The following is a 16090-nucleotide window of genomic DNA, read 5'->3' on the forward strand; positions in this document are numbered from 1 at the left end:
GCGCTGTTCCGCCCAGTATAAAACAAAAAACGATATTATAACCGGGGACACACGCCCCGCTTAGCACCGCAGAGTACGCAAAGGCTCTCGGACACAGCCACAATAAGCAGACGGCCTATCACAGGATCGTGCAGGCGTTGCGTTGCGGTCGATAGACGGACCGCGCTTTGTACGCCAACGGCATTATGTCTAGAATGACCTGATGAAAAGACTGCTTCTGTATACTAGCCTGCTGTTGACCGGAGCAGCATTTGGCTGGTGGTTGCGCGAGATGAGTATCGGGGCAGGAACGCCTCCATCCTCCATCGGCCACTCTGCCACCGCAACACCACCGCCGATCGCGGCGTACACTGCGCCTCCCGCGGGCGATACGGCACCAACAGCCGCCGAGGTAAGTCGCGCACCCAGAGCAGCACATTTCGAAGAATTGCTGTATGCGCAGGCATTTGAGCAGGCCGTCGCGTATTACGAGAACGCCCTGAGTATCGATGACGCCTATCAGGAACTCTGGAAACCCCACCTGGAAGCTTATCTGGGCACAATTCACCAGCGCTGCAACGACGGCGCGTTCGTGGAACTTGTAGACCAGTGGCTGAACGCCTACTACGACGATATTTCCGTTCTATTGCTGCTGGCAGAGAATCAACGCTTGTGCAGTTCGCCGGAAGAGGCTGCCAGAACACTACAGATAGCTAGCACCTATGCGATACGGGCAGCTTCCAAAAGTCGCGTCAATGACGCCGTAGTGAAGTTAGTCGCTAGCACAGACGAAAGCCTGTCCCGGCAGGAGAGCTGGATTGCCTTGCTGGGATTTTTCGAGTTCCTGCAGGCTATCGATCTCGCCACCCGCGACTCCGAACTGCGCAGAGCAGCGCTTTATCAACTGCTGGGCGAGCACCAGCGCAGCAGGGATGTATTGCAGGCACTGCGTGAGAGAGACGACGGGCGCGATGCCAGCTGGACCGCGGCACTTGACCGACAGTGGCGGCAAAGTGCCGCCCCATCACCAACCGAGGACCTCCCGGCGCAAGCTATCCCGCTGATTCGAACGGGCGATCACTTCCTGATATCCGCCTTGATAAACGACGACAAGCCAGTTCTACTGATGATAGATACCGGTGCCTCTGTCACCACTCTGTCGAGAAACAGCTTCTCAAAACTAGGCAGTGCAGAATTTGGCTACCGGGGGCCACGGGTATTTAACACGGCCAATGGTATTACACAGGGTGAAGTCTATCGCGCAAGGTCTATTACGCTTGGGAGCACGACGCTTGACCTCCCCGATATCGCCGTTCTCGAGTACGAGTCCACGGGCGATATTGACGGCCTGCTGGGAATGAATGTACTGCGCAACTACCGCTTTGAAATCGATCAGGACAATGCGCTGCTGTACCTGTACCCGCGGTGATACGTAGGTTTAACGATCGGACTCGATCATCGCCGCGCGCTCTCCCTGTGTCAGCTCGCGATTGGCATCCATCGACAACCACAATGCGCGCAGGACATTGACTGCTGCCATGCTCAGATGCTGTTCCGCCGCACCCAGCGCAAGCTGCGCGGCCTGCTGCTTCTGCTGCGGGTCGAGGTGAGCAGCCTTCTCGCTCATCTCCGCATCGACACTGTCGAGCAGCACCTGAATCTCCCGCGCGACCTCATCAGACACGGTGCGCACTTCCCGCAGGAAATGTTCGATATCACCCGGCATTGAAACGACGGCTCTGGCGCCCTTAAATGTCATACGGGCGGGCATCGTAGCTAGGTCGAAGCCCAGTGAAGCCATTCTTCTAAGCATGGGAACGCAGCCTCCGAACAGATACAGGATCGCCGATTATACCGGCAGACGTTACCAAATAGTATGTCGGTGAAAGAGTGTCTGGTCTGGTGCAAAAAAACCGGCCTGTGCAGCCTCACTGAACGACTACCTTCAGGTTTGCTTGCGCAGCACCTGTAATTCCTCGTCCAGGCGCGCCAGCTTCTCCAGCGCAGGCGCCAGATCAGGACCGTCACTACTGGCCTGCTTCAACTGCCTGACCCTTTCTTCCAGTTCACTGCGAAGCTCTTCCATTCTGGCGATTTCATTGGCCTTGTCAAAAACGATCGACTCGGCCTGAACGGCGTTATCACTGGGCGCTGCGCGGCTGGGCTGCGGGATCATCCGGTAGTCTTCGGACTGTGTGATGTGTCGGGTGACTGTCGGCGACACAATCTCTAGCCCGGCCCCGTGTAAACCATAGAGCAGTTGATGATGCAGTTTTGAGCGAGCGGTGAGAATTCCTTCGAGATCCGACAGTAAGCCACACACCCTATAGCTAACCGAAAAGTCATCCAGCGAAACGATATGCACATAGGGATCGGAAAGCCCGGCGCCCGACGCCGCCTCCAGCATTAACGGCTCAGCTGTATCGCAACTGATGTCATACCCTAGAGAAACTGTTGTAGAGATAATCACACCGGAACTTCGCGCAACACTCACCGGCTGGGTAATGAACGTGGCGTTGGGGATCGCTATCAATTCACGGTTTTCGGTTTGAATTTCCGTATCGAACAGACCGCGCTCGGACACTTTGCCAAACAACTCTCCCACCCTGATAAAATCACCCACCTTGAAGGGCCGGGTCACTCGCAGCATCACTGCTGCCATGAAATTTGTCACAAAAGAGGTTGAAGCCAGCGCTATCACCGCAGACAGGCCAATACCCATCAGGGTGAGAATGCTGTTGCGGGTTGAGTCCGGCAGTGGTGCCACAATGAGCATCAGCACCAGCGATAACAGTGTCATTACGAACAGAATGAGTTGTCGTGGCAGACGCGCTTCGCTGCCCAACTCCTTGCGCCGCGCCAGCAGGAAGATATGACCCAGCGTCAGCGTCACAGCACTGACTACAACAACGATCAACAACGGGTAGTATGCCACGAACAACGCTGTTACTTCAGTCTCGATGGTCGACTCCCGATGTCTCACTGAGGCTGCCATGATGTCCCCAAACCGGAGCTGGTGCAAGGTGACTGCGAGTGGCCCAGAGCCGATTGCAGTAGCGCAAGGCAGTAACCTCGTAAACCGGCATCACATTCATTCGCTGGCAACTGGAAAATGCGGCCGTCGCAGGCAGTCCTGCGATTCGCGGACGCGGCAGCTTGCTTTACAATTTTCGAATCGAGAACTCTGTCCCAGCGGGCTGCTGAAACAGTCGAAGACCGAACTCCGGGATAATCGCCAACAGGTGATCGAAGATATCCGCCTGTATATCCTCATACTCGCCCCAGGCGGTTGTGTTGGTGAAGCAGTACAGCTCGATTGGAATACCCTGCGGCCCGGGCGCCAACTGTCGCACCATCAGGGTCATCCCCTTGTGTATTTGCGGGTGGCACTCCAAGTAACGCGCAGCATAGGCCCGAAATGTCCCGATATTGGTCAGCCTGCGCATATTGACGGCATTGTCGCGCTCTGCGCTAGCCTCTTCGCCTAAAGTCTGGTTATACGCGGACAATTCGCCCCGCTTCCCCGCCAGGTATTCCTCCAGCAGGAAGAATCGGCTGCAGCGATCAATCTCCTCATCACTCATAAAATGGACCGAAGAAGCGTCCAGGTACAAGGCCCGCTTGATACGGCGACCACCGGACAGTGACATTCCGCGCCAATTTTTGAAGGAATCGCTGATCAACCGGTGTGTGGGGATGGTCGTGATAGTCTTATCCCAGTTCTGTACCTTGATGGTATGTAGCTCTACATCTACCACGTCGCCATCAGCACCAAACTGCGGCACCTCAATCCAGTCGCCTACCCGGACCATATCCTGGGCGGTCAGTTGCACACTGGCCACCAGCGATAACAAGGTATCTTTGAACACCAACAACAACACCGCGGTCATCGCCCCGAAGCCACTTAGCAGCAACACAGGCGATTCATCCATCAGCGCCGCAATAAACAGCAACACACCCAGTATCACCACCGCCAACTGCAACAGCTGGATAAACCCTTTGATCGGCCGCTGCCGGGCTCTGGGATTTGCCTCATAAATATCGTTCGCGGCACTGAGAACGGCAACAACAGTTAGCACCATCACTACAATCATGTAGGCGCTGGCGACATTCGTCACCAGCGTCTCCACTCGACCATTGATAGTGGACAGCTTACCGACACCCTCGTAAACAATGTAAACCGGCACCAGCTGGGCCAACTTCCTGCCAACGCGGTTTTTGATAAAGGCATCATCCCAGGTAGCACTGGTTCGCGCAGCAAGCCGGTGCACCAGCGACAACAAGACTCGCGATGTAATCAGGTAAGCAAGCCAAGCTGCTGCGAACAACAACAGCACTGCGGCGATATCCGGTAGATTGGGGTGGTATTGCGCTAACTGGTCCAACATGATTTCCACTTCATTAAATGGCGGGCGAAAAAGTCTAGCACGACAACGGTTATGCTACTGTGAAGCCCCTATCGCCGTGTTATTGGCTCCGGAGCCAATTAACCAAACCACAGCGGATGCCGCATATCCGGAAAACGCGAGGGAGCGAAGAACCAGGTAATTGCCCAGGAGCGGGGCTTTTGCTCTCCCTTGGGGCGCCGGCCCGTGCGGTGCATGGTCATCTCATCGATAAATATGGCATCCCCAGCTTCCAGATTCGGGGTGACCAGGGCGTCTTCGCCGGCCAACTCACGTACACCGTCATCCTTCAGCGACGCACCGTAGTTCAGCTTCGCCCGCGTGCCCTCCTCAACACCCACGATGGTGTCGAAGCGGTGAGCCGCCACGGACAATCCCACCGCATCGGAGCCGCAGCTGTCCAGAGCCAGAAAGCTGTTGACCCCACCGGCGTTGGCGCCAAAAAAAGCGCCGTCTTGATGCCAGGGAAGCCCGGTCTGGAAGGTTTGCCTATCGAGCAGCAGTCGCTCTGACAGCAGCACCGCTGGCTCTCCCAGGTACTCGGCCATAATTTCCCGCATACCGGCATTCTGATAAGCCTCTACCAGCCCCTGCAAAGAAGCAGCGGAACACTTCATAGGTGAGGAGCCAGGTAGAACTTCGCCCTTATCATCGCCGGGCTGCTGTGGAACTGTCCAATCCCTGCCATCGATCAACGAGACCAGCTTATCGACATCCGCCGGAGCTATCAGCCCCCTGACCACCAGTGCCCCGTGCTGACGCAGACCAGAGGCAACGTGGGCACCTGTCAGCTCGGCTCCGGATATCTCCGGTACACCCCGCACACCGGAAAACAGATCCTTTGAGGGTTCGGGTGGCAATCGCTTTGGCGCCTCTGCCACATATCGGGCTCCAAGCTGGTGCCGCAGCACGGCCAAACGCCCCAGATCGGCCGGCGACAAAGGCCGGGGCATCGCTGTAATTCGGTCAATTTCTGCGCTTGCTTCCAGTGTCATCGAGCGTTGTTCCCTGGCAATTTTTCGAAGATAAAAATTTGGGCACCATCAGACTAGCGGACAGCCGAGATCATCCACCGCAGGCAGCCCCAGTAACTTCCGCGCGTGTGCATAGAGCTCGAAATCGAGCGTATTGTCTGCGCGAACCCGCTCTATCAACTCATCGGAGACATCATACTCGCCTGCGCGATTAACGCCCAGACGCTCTCCCAGATCCCAGCCAAAGGCATTCTCCAACCGCGTGCAGAAAGGATCAAAATCCTCCTGTACGCCAATTACATCGCATCGCTCCAGCGCCAACAATGCGCGATCCAGGTGACGCTGCTCCGGTTTAACAGCCGAAAAAAGGCCTACGTCGATTTCCTCAGGGGCAACACCCAGCATCTTGACCATATGATTGTCGAACAGCAAATGGAAACGCAACGGGTTGTTATAGATCGACTCGACAGTTTCGTTCGGATCGCGATCACTCTGGCGCCGCAGTGCAGATAGCACACGATCAAGAGGGTGCCTCAGCAGCGTGAACGTCCGCCACTGTCCGACCCCCTCCTCGACACAGGACAGAGGAAAATGTCCCGACACGATTTTGCGCGATGAGTCGGGGCGTTTCATTTCTTCCAACGCCGCCTTCGCGTCGACACTGATCATGTCGTCCTTTGCGGGCGGAGGGAAAATTTCGTTTCTCGAAAACTGTCGCTGTAGCATAAAAAACAGCGAAGTGCCTCCGGTCTTCATCAGGTGGGCAAAAAACCAGCGCTCTGTCATCACGCGGCGCCGTTTTGCGGATTTGTTATGTCCATTTTCTATATGTCCCGGCTATTTTCCATAGTTATACCGGTAAGAGTATAAGTACCCTGTATGGGCCGGGCAATCGGATTTATGTCTGCGGCATAGGACACAAGCCGGCACAGCATGCTCACAGATGGCGCCAGTGGCCATCGACAAACTGTTTTGACCTCTGGCCTCAACATCTATACCTTCTCCGTTGCCTTTGTCATGACGCGATCTACGCTAGTGTTAATCCCGATTCCGGCGATGATCAGATTTGGCGGCGCTATTCCAAAATACTGAGGAGAAGGTTAATGAAGACACTGTTTCGTATACTGGTTGCACTGCCGGCAATTCTTTTTGTGGTGATGGGACTGCGCTGGGCAGTTGATCCTGGCGGCGCTGCCACCGGCCTGGGCATGACGCTGATGGAAGGTGTGGGGTTAAGTTCGCAGATTGGCGATGTCGGTTCATTCTTCCTCGCCATGGGTATCATGATACTGCTCGGTCTTGTCACGGCAAAGCCAACCTGGTTTCGGGCCGCCGCGCTGCTGCTAGCGCTGGCTGCAGTATTTCGCCTGCTAGCATGGCTGTTTCACAATGCTGCGCTCACGCCGGATATGATTGTCGTCGAAGTGGTACTGGCAACAATCCTGATGCTGGCCTCATCAAAACTAACACAGGGCAACTAGCTTATGGGTGCACGCTATAGCAGGTTATTTGCTCCAGTGTTCGCTGCCTTACTGGCGGCTGCAAGTGTATGGATCAGCCCGGCGGTGATCGCGGCACAGCCGAACATTGTACTTATCATCGCCGATGATCTGGGCTTCAGTGATATCGCTCCCTATGGCAGCGAGATACAGACACCAGCGCTATCCGCGCTGGCGCAACGCGGCATCCGCTTTACCAACTATCACACCGCGGCGAGCTGCGCCCCGACGAGAGGCATGCTTCTCACCGGTGTTGACAGCCATCGTAACGGCGTTCCAAATATTCCTGAAACCATCCCGCCGGAGCAGGCACAACACGCCAACTACCGCGGCAAACTGGGTCACAACGTGGTGACGGTAGCCAGTTTGCTGCAAGCCGCGGGCTATCACACCTATCTAGCCGGCAAATGGCATCTTGGTAAAACACCGGACCTGCTACCCTTTCGCCGCGGGTTCGAACGCACGGTAACCATGGCTGACACCGGTGCCGACAACTGGGAACAAAAGCCGTACATTCCCATTTACAAAAAAGCCAACTGGTTTGCTGACGGTGAGCCGTTTGACCTCCCGAAGGACTTTTACTCGTCTCGTTTCCTAATCGACAAAACGATCGAGTTCATCTCGTCTAATGCCGGTGATGGCCAACCCTTTTTCGCCTATGTACCTTTCCAGGCAGTGCACATACCGGTGCAAGCACCCCAGTCCTTCACTGACAAGTATATGGGCGTCTATGACCAAGGCTGGGAAGTACTGAGAAAACAACGCCAGGCGCGCGCAGAGCAGCTGGGAGTCATCCCCCCGGGTACTGACATGGTAAACATGTCTACCACTGCAGACTGGGAGTCCTATACGGCCGAAGAGCAGCGATACCACGCGAAGCGGATGGCAGTGTACGCGGGCATGATCGACGCCATGGATCACCACATCGGTCGGCTCATAGATTACCTGAAACAAACCGGTCAATATGACAACACGGTGTTCATCTTCACTTCCGACAACGGCAGTGAAGCCTCGGGAGGGGATGACCCGCGCAGCCTTGCAATGCGTTTCGCCCTTGCTGAACAAGACTACGTCAACGACTACGATACACTTGGCCTGAAGGGCAGTTTTAATACCATCGGTCCCAGTTTCGCCAGCGCGGCAGCCTCTCCTCTGGGTTTTTACAAGTTCTATGCCGGAGAAGGAGGCATGCGTGTACCGCTTATCATTGCCGGCGAGCCCGTTGCGCAGAAAGCGCGTACCACCAACGCATTGACCTATGTCACCGACATCACACCGACGATTCTTGAGCTAACCGGCATTAATCCGCCTTCCGGGCGCTTCGGCGGCCGGCCAGTTGAATCCATCGTGGGACGCAGCCTGCTGCCACTTGTTCGCAATGAGGTCAAGCGCATCTATTCACCAACGGACACCATTGGCTATGAACTGGGTGGCAATGCTGCTCTTTTCCAGGGCGACTACAAGATTGTTCTGAACATACCGCCGGTGGGAGACAACGAGTGGCATCTTTACAATATAGTGAAAGACCCCGGCGAGACCAATGATCTGAAAGAACAGATGCCGGAACGCTTTGAACGTATGTTGGCCCACTACCGGCAATATACTATCGATAACAATGTGCTGCCGCTGCCGCAAAACTACAACGCGGCATTCCAGGGCATTGCCAATGGCACACTGGATCGCTACGGCTCGCAGATACTGCTCGGGCTGCTTGCACTGATCGTTCTGTTACCGTTCTATTTTGCATATCGAAGTAAACATCGTTGATATTCAGCGTGCTTGCAAACAACTGTTACGCAAAATTTGCTTGGCGCTGAAATACTTCTTCTACTAAGATTAAAACCCTCACCGGGCCTCACACCCCGCATACTCCAAGATATCAAGAGGGCACCATCATGCTGATACGTCGATCATCACTGGTTGTGGCTGTAGCTGTCTCTATACTGCTTTCAGGCTGCGCCTCCGGCCCGCCGTTTATCGACCAGATGCAACCCACAGCTATCGATATGGCTGAACGCCGCGGAGCCTTTGAAATGAACTGCCCGGAAGCAAAAGGCGAAATTATTTCCAGCGAGACAATTCAACCGGTTTCATTCCGCTGGGGCTATGAACGCGCCGAATATACCGTCGGTGTAACGGGCTGCGGAAAGCGCAACAGCTATGTGGTAATTTGTCCTGACAACGGCAGTAAATCCTGCTTCGCGGGAGCCTCACGCGTAGACACAATGCAATAATACAGGACCAAAAAACGATGACTGTGACACTGGGAACCCCGCTGAGCCCTGGCGCCAGTAAGGTATTGTTGTGTGGTGCCGGAGAGTTGGGCAAAGAGGTAGCCATTGAGCTGCAGCGGCTGGGCGTAGAGGTGATTGCAGTCGACCGCTACGCCAACGCACCGGCAATGCAAGTCACGCACCGCTCACATGTGATCGACATGCTCGATGGCGAGGCATTGCGCAAGGTGATTGAAGCCGAAAAGCCGGATATGGTTGTTCCCGAGATCGAAGCCATTGCCACCGACACGCTGGCTGCGCTTGAGACGGAGGGCTTCACCGTTATTCCCACCGCAAAGGCCACCCAGCTGACGATGAACCGTGAGGGCATTCGTCGCCTTGCCGCAGAAGAACTGGGCCTGCAAACCAGCACCTACCACTTCGCGCAAAGCAGGGAGGAATATCTGCAGGCAGTAAGTGACATAGGCCTGCCCTGCATCGTCAAACCCATTATGAGCTCCTCCGGCAAAGGCCAGTCGCTGTTGCGCGATGAGAGTGAGTTCGAGCAAGCCTGGGAGTACGCACAGGAAGGCGGGCGTGCGGGCAAGGGCAAGGTCATCGTGGAGGGTCTGGTTGATTTCGATTTCGAAATTACGCTGCTGACCGTGCGCCACCGGGATGGCACATCCTTCTGCGCGCCCATCGGCCACCGACAGGAGGCCGGTGACTACCGGGAGTCCTGGCAGCCGCAGGCCATGCCGGCAAAAGCCCTGTCCACCGCACAGTCCATGGCAGAGAAAGTCACCACGGCGCTGGGCGGTCGCGGATTGTTTGGTGTGGAGTTCTTTATCAAGGGCGATGAGGTTATCTTCAGTGAAGTATCACCGCGTCCGCACGACACCGGCCTGGTGACACTGGTATCACAGGATCTATCGGAATTCGCGCTCCACGCGCGCGCTATTCTGGGTTTACCCATTCCTGCGATCAGACAAGTGGGCCCCAGTGCATCCAGCGTGGTACTGGTCAGCGGTGAAAGCAACAATGTACAGTTCGGCAACCTGGAAAAAGCTCTTGCCGTCCCCGATACCCAGCTGCGCCTGTTTGGCAAACCGGAAGTCTCCGGTTCACGTCGTATGGGGGTCGCCCTGGCTGTTGCCGACACCATCGACCAGGCGCGAGCCATGGCCAACGAATGTGCAGCTGCAGTGGATATCACACTGTAGCGCTAGCAGCGACTCACCCACACACCGACATCCAGCGTCGACTGCGCCGCCCCCCTGAATGTCCCGGAGACCGGAGGCACAGATTCCGGCAGGTGCGCGACCGCGACCGGAAAATGATCCGCGCCAACGATGTCACCAATCGTCGGGTCAAATCCCAGCCAGCCGGCACCGGGCAGATAGATTTCAGCCCAGGCATGGGTGGAGCCGATCCCCGGCGTAAAAGGGGCATGCAAATACCCGCTGACGAAGCGGGCGGCCAGCCCAAGACTTTGTGCCGCCTGCATAAACAGGTACGCGAAATCGCGACAGGAGCCTGTGCCCCCCGCCAGAGTCTGTGCTGGTGACTGAACACCCGGCTCTTCACGCACGCGGTACTCACAGGTGCCGTTGATATGCTGTGCCATGCGCTGTAACAGAGCGTACGTCTGCACGGTTTCCGACTCATGCCAGAAACTGTTCACCCAGTTGCGCAGCGCTCCAACCTCACCATGTTGTGCGGGCAATAGATAGGGCGTCAGCAGTACAGCATCCTCCGGCAGGTAGTTAAACGGATAATTCAGCGCATAGTCTGCCACGATGAAGTCCAGCGGATCTTCATTGTGCTGCTGCACGATGACCTCGCTCTCGATCGCCAGCTGCTGTGTGCGAGACGGTTTGAATGTGGCCACAGCCACTGAGTTGCCCTCAACATCGCGGTGCCACTTGATTGTTGCATCGGGCCGTATACGCAGGTTGAACGACTGGATTCTCTGCGTGTGATCCTCCCGCGGGCGCAGCAATAGCTCGTGCGCACCCAGCGTCACCGGGTCAGAGAAGTTGTAGTACGTGTGGTGAACAATTTTAAAACACTGCATGGTTCACCTGTGAAGTCATCTGGACAAGGACTCTAATGGCTATCGTGAGCAAACCAGCTCGTACCGATCGCGTTATGAACATCCACCAACTGTAACTGCAAGGTGTCTATGTAATCGTGCAGTGCCGGACCGGCCAATATACTGAAATCTTTCTCCCTGAGCTGTCGACGCAGGTTTGCAGCAACGGCTAAAGCACTTTTGTGTTCAGGCAGCAACTTCATACTGCTTTCTATCTGCTGCAGAGCATGCGTCACTGCCCGTGGAAAGACGGTGCTCTGAAACAGGAAAGCAAGCACACCCTCGCGATCAACGCTGCGACGAACATTCTGTCGATACATCTGATAGGCGCTGAGAGATTGCAAAACACTGATCCACAGCACATTGCGAAACGGAGACGTATCGTCAACATTACCCATCAAACCCGCCGAAGCCGCATCGATGATTCGCGTGCTCATATCGGCTCGCTCCAAATTCCTGCCCAGGCGGATAAACTGGTAGGCCGCATCCTGATTCATAGACCCTGCGAGCAGGCCGGTAACTTGCTGGCAGGACTGCACGATATTATTCAGTACCGAGTGACGCATCCCCCGTGGTAAATCCTTGTTACTGCGCCGCGCCACACTCAGATAGAGGCTATTCACCCGCTCCCAGGTCTCGCTGGGCAAGATCTCGCGGGTAGTGCGCATATTCTCTCGTGCACCGGCGAGCGAGCTGATTATGGAAGAGGGGTTCTCGCGTTCACCGAACACAAAACTGATGATGTTCTTCTCTGTTGCCGCACCCGGCAACTTGGCAAATGCCTGCTCCGCTCCCAGCACCTGCAGTAACAGGTCCCAGCTCGGCTGCACCTCTTTGGGCAAATCCAATACAGCATTATGCCGCACCAGTATCAGGCGCGCGGTATTCTCCGTGCGCTCCATAAACCGGCCCAGCCAGTAAACCCGCTCTGCGACTCGCGACAACATCAGCCGGCCTCCGTATCGACAATCCAGGTGTCTTTACTGCCACCGCCCTGCGAAGAATTCACCACCAGCGACCCCTTCCGCAGCGCTACTCGCGTTAGCCCTCCAGGCGTCACATAGTGGTTCTTGCCCTGTAGGATAAAAGGCCTTAGATCGAGGTGCCTGGGTTCTATGTTGTTGCCACACAAGGTGGGCGCCGTAGACAGTTTTAGCGCCGGCTGCGCCATATAGTTACGGGGGTTTTTCCTGATCAAGTCAGCAAACAGCGCCAGTTCTTTCTTGCTGGCAGCGGGTCCTATCAGCATGCCGTAACCACCTGATTCATTTGCTGGTTTGACAACCATAGTGGCAAGGTTTTCCAGCACATGTTTGCACTGCACAGGATCCACACACAAAAAAGAGGGGACGTTGGGAATAATCGGGTCCTCCCCAAGGTAGTATTTGATAATCGCGGGTACAAACGTGTAGATCACCTTGTCATCTGCGACACCGGCGCCGGGCGCATTGGCCAGACCCACATTGCCCTTGCGCCACGCCCGGAATAACCCAGGAGTTCCCAGTGTTGACTCGGGACGAAACACTTCTGGGTCCAGGTAGTCGTCATTGATACGCCGATAGATGACATCCACGCGGGCCAGACCGCGTATTGTTTTCATATATACCTTGTCATCGCTACCGACGACCAGATCAGCACCTTCAACCAGCTCGGCGCCCATACGCTGCGCGAGGTAGGCGTGCTCGAAGTAGGCAGAATTAAAAATACCGGGTGTCATCACCACGATTTCGGGGTGAGCGACGCGGCGCGGCGAGAGCGACGTCAGCATGTCGAATAACTGCGACGGGTAATCGGCAACAGGCTGGATGGAATTCCGTTCAAACAGCTGCGGCAGCACGCGTTTGGAGATGGCCCGATTCTCCAGCATATAGGACACACCCGAGGGCACACGGAGGTTATCTTCCAGTACATAGACTGTGCCGTCGGCATCGCGTACCAGATCGGATCCGCACACATGGGACCACACGCCGTGGCGCGGCTTGGCTCCGACACATTCGCGCAAAAATTCCGGGGAGCTGTCGATAATCTCCCGGGGCATCACCCGATCTTTAAGTATCCGCTGCTTATTATAGATATCATCGATAAACAGGTTGAGCGCAGTCAGCCGCTGAATCAGGCCGCGCTCCAGAACCTGCCATTCCTTCAGGGGAATAATTCTAGGAATAATATCCATCGGCCAGGAGCGATCAATGTTCTGGCCTTCACTGTAGACCGTGAAGGTAATGCCCATTTCCTGAATGGCCAGGTCGGCGGCCTGTTGTCGGGAAATAAGGTGCTTGATCGTCTGTTTTCGCATAAACGCCGCGAGACTGCGCGTGGCGGGGCGAGCGCGTCCGGGAGCACTGATAATTTCGTCGTAGAATTCGCCCGGATCGTAATTGGTCCAGTCAATTGTCGCGCGCGGACGCGCCCGCGTATAGGGCTTCGGGGAGGTGATTCTGGATTGCACCATTACGACAGTTTCCTCCTGCGCCTGGCAAATAGCCATCGCGCGTCTGTACTCGACCCCTCCAGACGGGAAAGGCTGCGAATAACGCATCCTATTGCAGAACACCGAACATCACCCACAAACAAAACTGTAAACAACTTGGCAAATCCGGCGCATCGACAGATTCGGTGTCCTACCATTCTTACGCATACTGGCCAGCTATTCAAACGGCGAGCTACTGCACCGCTCGCGCAGTAACGGACTCGCCGCCCCGCGAACACAAACCACCGCCATAGCGGCGACACTTTTTAGGGAAATCACGAAAATGGGGTGCGTTTTGACAGCTGCACTGGTTACACTGCGTGCACTATTGCCGAGCGTAATTCGGTGCAACAATCGACACGATCCACGAAGGAGCAAGTATGTTCACCTTGCAACAGAGCCTGACTGCCCTCAGCGCTGTATTCACCGCACTGCTTATTACCCAGGCAGACAGCGCGCACGCTGGCGATGACAACAAGCCAATGCTGGGAGCGTGGGGTGTGGAAACGCGGTACATTTCTCCATCGGTAGCGCCGGGTGATGACTTTTTCACCTACGTAAATGAGGGCTGGATCAAGCAGGCAGAATACCCCGAGGGAATGCCGAGAATGGATTCCTTTACCGAAGTGTACCTGCGCAGCGAAGAGCAGGTTCAGACCATTATCGAGGAATTGCTGGCCGCGGACACAGATCGTAACCAGGATGGCGAACAGTTGGCCGCTCTCTATCAGAGTTACATGGATGTATCGCGAATCGAAGCACTGGGCCTGAAACCGTTGCAAGCTGAACTGGACGCTGTTATGAAGCTGTCAACGCCGGCTGATATTGCCCGCGCGATGGCAGAGCCTCTGCACAATTCCGTGATTGGCATGAGCGTGAATCTGGACCAGAAAAATCCCGATCGCTACATCCTGTACCTGGGTCAGAGCGGGCTCGGCCTACCGGGGCGTGAGTATTATCTCAGTGATGAGGCGCCGTTCCCGGAACAGCGCAAAGCCTACCAGGCCTACATTGAAGGCGTACTGGAGCGGGCAAATATTGAGCGACCGAGAGTACGCGCTGAGGCGATCCTGCAGTTTGAAACAGAGGTTGCGCGGCGCCACTGGACCCCGGCAGAGCGTCGCGATCGCTTGAAAAACTACAAACCCATGAGCCGTGAACAGTTGCTGGCGTTTGCCCCGGGGTTTGATTGGAACACTTTTTTTGAAGCCGGCGGGGTAGCTGATCAACAGCGTTTCATTGTCGCGTCCGACACAGCAGTTCAGGCGATCGCCGCACTGATGGAGCAAACACCACTGGATGTATTGCGGTCCTACCTGGCGTTTCATTTTATCGACAACCAGGCACCGTATTTGTCCGCTGACTATCGCAATGCCAATTTCGAGTTTTTCAAGCACACTTTGTACGGTATTGAGGAGCAGCGTCCTCGCGACCTCAGTGCACTGGCCTATGTCAGCTCGAGCCTGGGTGAAGTGTTGGGCCGCCTCTATGTGGATCGCTATTTCCCGCCAGAGAACAAAGCCCTGATGAAGGAGTATATTCACTTTATTGGCGAGTCATTCCGTCAGCGCATCGAGCAATCTCCATGGATGGACCAAGCCACCAAGGCCGAGGCACTGGACAAACTGGATGGTTTCATCGCCAAAATTGGCTATCCCGATCAGTGGCGGGACCTCAGTACCATTGTTATCAAGCCCGATGACCTGATCGGCAACAACCGGCGCATCCATCAATGGTATATCGCCGACTCTCTGGCCAAACTGGGTCAACCCAGACGCCTGTGGGAATGGGCATTGAGCCCCCAGACCGTCAATGCCTACTATTCACCGACCCGCAATGAGATCGTTTTTCCAGCGGCCATTCTGCAACCCCCTTTCTTCGATCCACTCGCGGACCCGGCCGTTAACTTTGCCGCGATCGGCGCAGTTATTGGGCACGAGATGGGGCACGGATTTGATGATCAGGGCAGCCACTCAGACGGTAAAGGCATGTTGCGGGACTGGTGGACCGAGGAATCCCGCAAGCAGTTTGAATCCCGCACCCAAAAACTCGTCGAACAGTACGACGGCTATGAGCCCATTGCCGGCACCAATATAAACGGCCAGCTGACGCTGGGGGAAAATATCGGTGATCTCGGAGGCCTGACGATCGCCTACGACGCCTACCAGAACTATCTCAGGGACAAATACGATGGTGAGGCACCGGTTATCGACGGCGTGACCGGCGATCAGCGTTTCTTCATGGCCTGGAGCCAGGTGTGGCGGGGTATTCAAACCGAGGACTTCCTGCGCAGCAAACTGCTGACAGATCCGCACAGTCCCGGTGCGTACCGCGTAAACGGTATTGTGCGTAACCTGGATCCCTGGTACGAGGCATTCGAGGTAACGCCCGAGCACGCGCTTTTCCTCGAACCGCGGGAGCGTGTCAGAATCTGGTAGCGCCAATCGGCTATGC

Annotated in this window: 14 protein-coding genes; 6 read left to right on the plus strand and 8 right to left on the minus strand. The window is 55.8% G+C overall.

Annotated features, from left to right (window positions below; translation table 11 throughout):
- Positions 1 to 202: 202 nt before the first annotated feature.
- Entirely contained in the window at positions 203 to 1408 is a 1206-nt protein-coding gene (locus AC0L6S_RS12055; protein ID WP_473424223.1) for a retropepsin-like aspartic protease family protein, read from the plus strand.
- A gap of 9 nt (positions 1409 to 1417) precedes the next feature.
- Here the strand turns inward: AC0L6S_RS12055 and AC0L6S_RS12060 are convergent, their stop codons facing one another.
- The 5 genes from AC0L6S_RS12060 to AC0L6S_RS12080 all read right to left on the minus strand — a co-directional run bounded on the left by AC0L6S_RS12060 (position 1418) and on the right by AC0L6S_RS12080 (position 6145).
- Positions 1418 to 1792, minus strand: a complete 375-nt coding sequence (locus AC0L6S_RS12060; RefSeq protein ID WP_473424224.1) for a hypothetical protein — start codon at positions 1790 to 1792, stop codon at positions 1418 to 1420.
- Positions 1793 to 1924: 132 nt separating this feature from the next.
- Positions 1925 to 2974 carry a mechanosensitive ion channel family protein gene (locus AC0L6S_RS12065; RefSeq protein WP_473424225.1) on the minus strand — a complete coding sequence of 350 codons (1050 nt, stop codon included), beginning with the start codon at positions 2972 to 2974 and terminating at the stop codon, positions 1925 to 1927.
- A gap of 166 nt (positions 2975 to 3140) precedes the next feature.
- On the minus strand, positions 3141 to 4367 hold the full coding sequence (locus tag AC0L6S_RS12070; RefSeq protein ID WP_473424226.1) for a mechanosensitive ion channel family protein: 1227 nt from the start codon (positions 4365 to 4367) through the stop codon (positions 3141 to 3143).
- Positions 4368 to 4465: 98 nt separating this feature from the next.
- Positions 4466 to 5380, minus strand: coding sequence for a phytanoyl-CoA dioxygenase family protein (locus AC0L6S_RS12075; RefSeq protein ID WP_473424227.1), 915 nt, complete (start codon positions 5378 to 5380; stop codon positions 4466 to 4468).
- 48 nt (positions 5381 to 5428) lie between these two features.
- Positions 5429 to 6145, minus strand: a complete 717-nt coding sequence (locus tag AC0L6S_RS12080) for a hypothetical protein (protein ID WP_473424228.1) — start codon at positions 6143 to 6145, stop codon at positions 5429 to 5431.
- Between the two features lie 317 nt (positions 6146 to 6462).
- Here AC0L6S_RS12080 and AC0L6S_RS12085 point away from each other — a divergent pair, with 317 nt between their 5' ends.
- The 4 genes from AC0L6S_RS12085 to purT all read left to right on the plus strand — a co-directional run bounded on the left by AC0L6S_RS12085 (position 6463) and on the right by purT (position 10294).
- The gene (locus AC0L6S_RS12085) at positions 6463 to 6840 is read left to right on the plus strand and encodes a hypothetical protein (RefSeq protein ID WP_473424229.1); all 378 of its coding nucleotides are present in this window, start codon (positions 6463 to 6465) and stop codon (positions 6838 to 6840) included.
- Positions 6841 to 6876: 36 nt separating this feature from the next.
- A complete protein-coding gene (locus AC0L6S_RS12090) occupies positions 6877 to 8625 on the plus strand; it encodes an arylsulfatase (protein WP_473424230.1) in 1749 nt (582 codons plus the stop codon).
- Between the two features lie 128 nt (positions 8626 to 8753).
- Positions 8754 to 9092, plus strand: coding sequence for a hypothetical protein (locus tag AC0L6S_RS12095; RefSeq protein WP_473424231.1), 339 nt, complete (start codon positions 8754 to 8756; stop codon positions 9090 to 9092).
- A 17-nt stretch (positions 9093 to 9109) separates the two neighbouring features.
- The gene (purT, locus tag AC0L6S_RS12100) at positions 9110 to 10294 is read left to right on the plus strand and encodes a formate-dependent phosphoribosylglycinamide formyltransferase (RefSeq protein WP_473424232.1); all 1185 of its coding nucleotides are present in this window, start codon (positions 9110 to 9112) and stop codon (positions 10292 to 10294) included.
- 2 nt (positions 10295 to 10296) lie between these two features.
- Here the strand turns inward: purT and AC0L6S_RS12105 are convergent, their stop codons facing one another.
- From AC0L6S_RS12105 to AC0L6S_RS12115, 3 genes are read right to left on the minus strand one after another with little or no spacing between them, the layout of a single operon-like run.
- Positions 10297 to 11148 (minus strand): transglutaminase family protein, encoded by an 852-nt coding sequence (locus tag AC0L6S_RS12105; protein ID WP_473424233.1) that lies wholly within the window; start codon positions 11146 to 11148, stop codon positions 10297 to 10299.
- A 32-nt stretch (positions 11149 to 11180) separates the two neighbouring features.
- The gene (locus AC0L6S_RS12110; protein ID WP_473424234.1) at positions 11181 to 12113 is read right to left on the minus strand and encodes an alpha-E domain-containing protein; all 933 of its coding nucleotides are present in this window, start codon (positions 12111 to 12113) and stop codon (positions 11181 to 11183) included.
- On the minus strand, positions 12113 to 13618 hold the full coding sequence (locus AC0L6S_RS12115; RefSeq protein ID WP_473424235.1) for a circularly permuted type 2 ATP-grasp protein: 1506 nt from the start codon (positions 13616 to 13618) through the stop codon (positions 12113 to 12115). The genes AC0L6S_RS12110 and AC0L6S_RS12115 overlap by 1 nt, the downstream gene beginning before the upstream one ends.
- Before the next feature lie 398 nt (positions 13619 to 14016).
- Between AC0L6S_RS12115 and AC0L6S_RS12120 the strand changes: the two genes are divergently transcribed.
- Positions 14017 to 16074 (plus strand): M13 family metallopeptidase, encoded by a 2058-nt coding sequence (locus tag AC0L6S_RS12120; RefSeq protein WP_473424236.1) that lies wholly within the window; start codon positions 14017 to 14019, stop codon positions 16072 to 16074.
- Positions 16075 to 16090 lie beyond the last annotated feature (16 nt).

It is taken from the genome of Halioglobus sp. D3-4 (assembly GCF_055809315.1).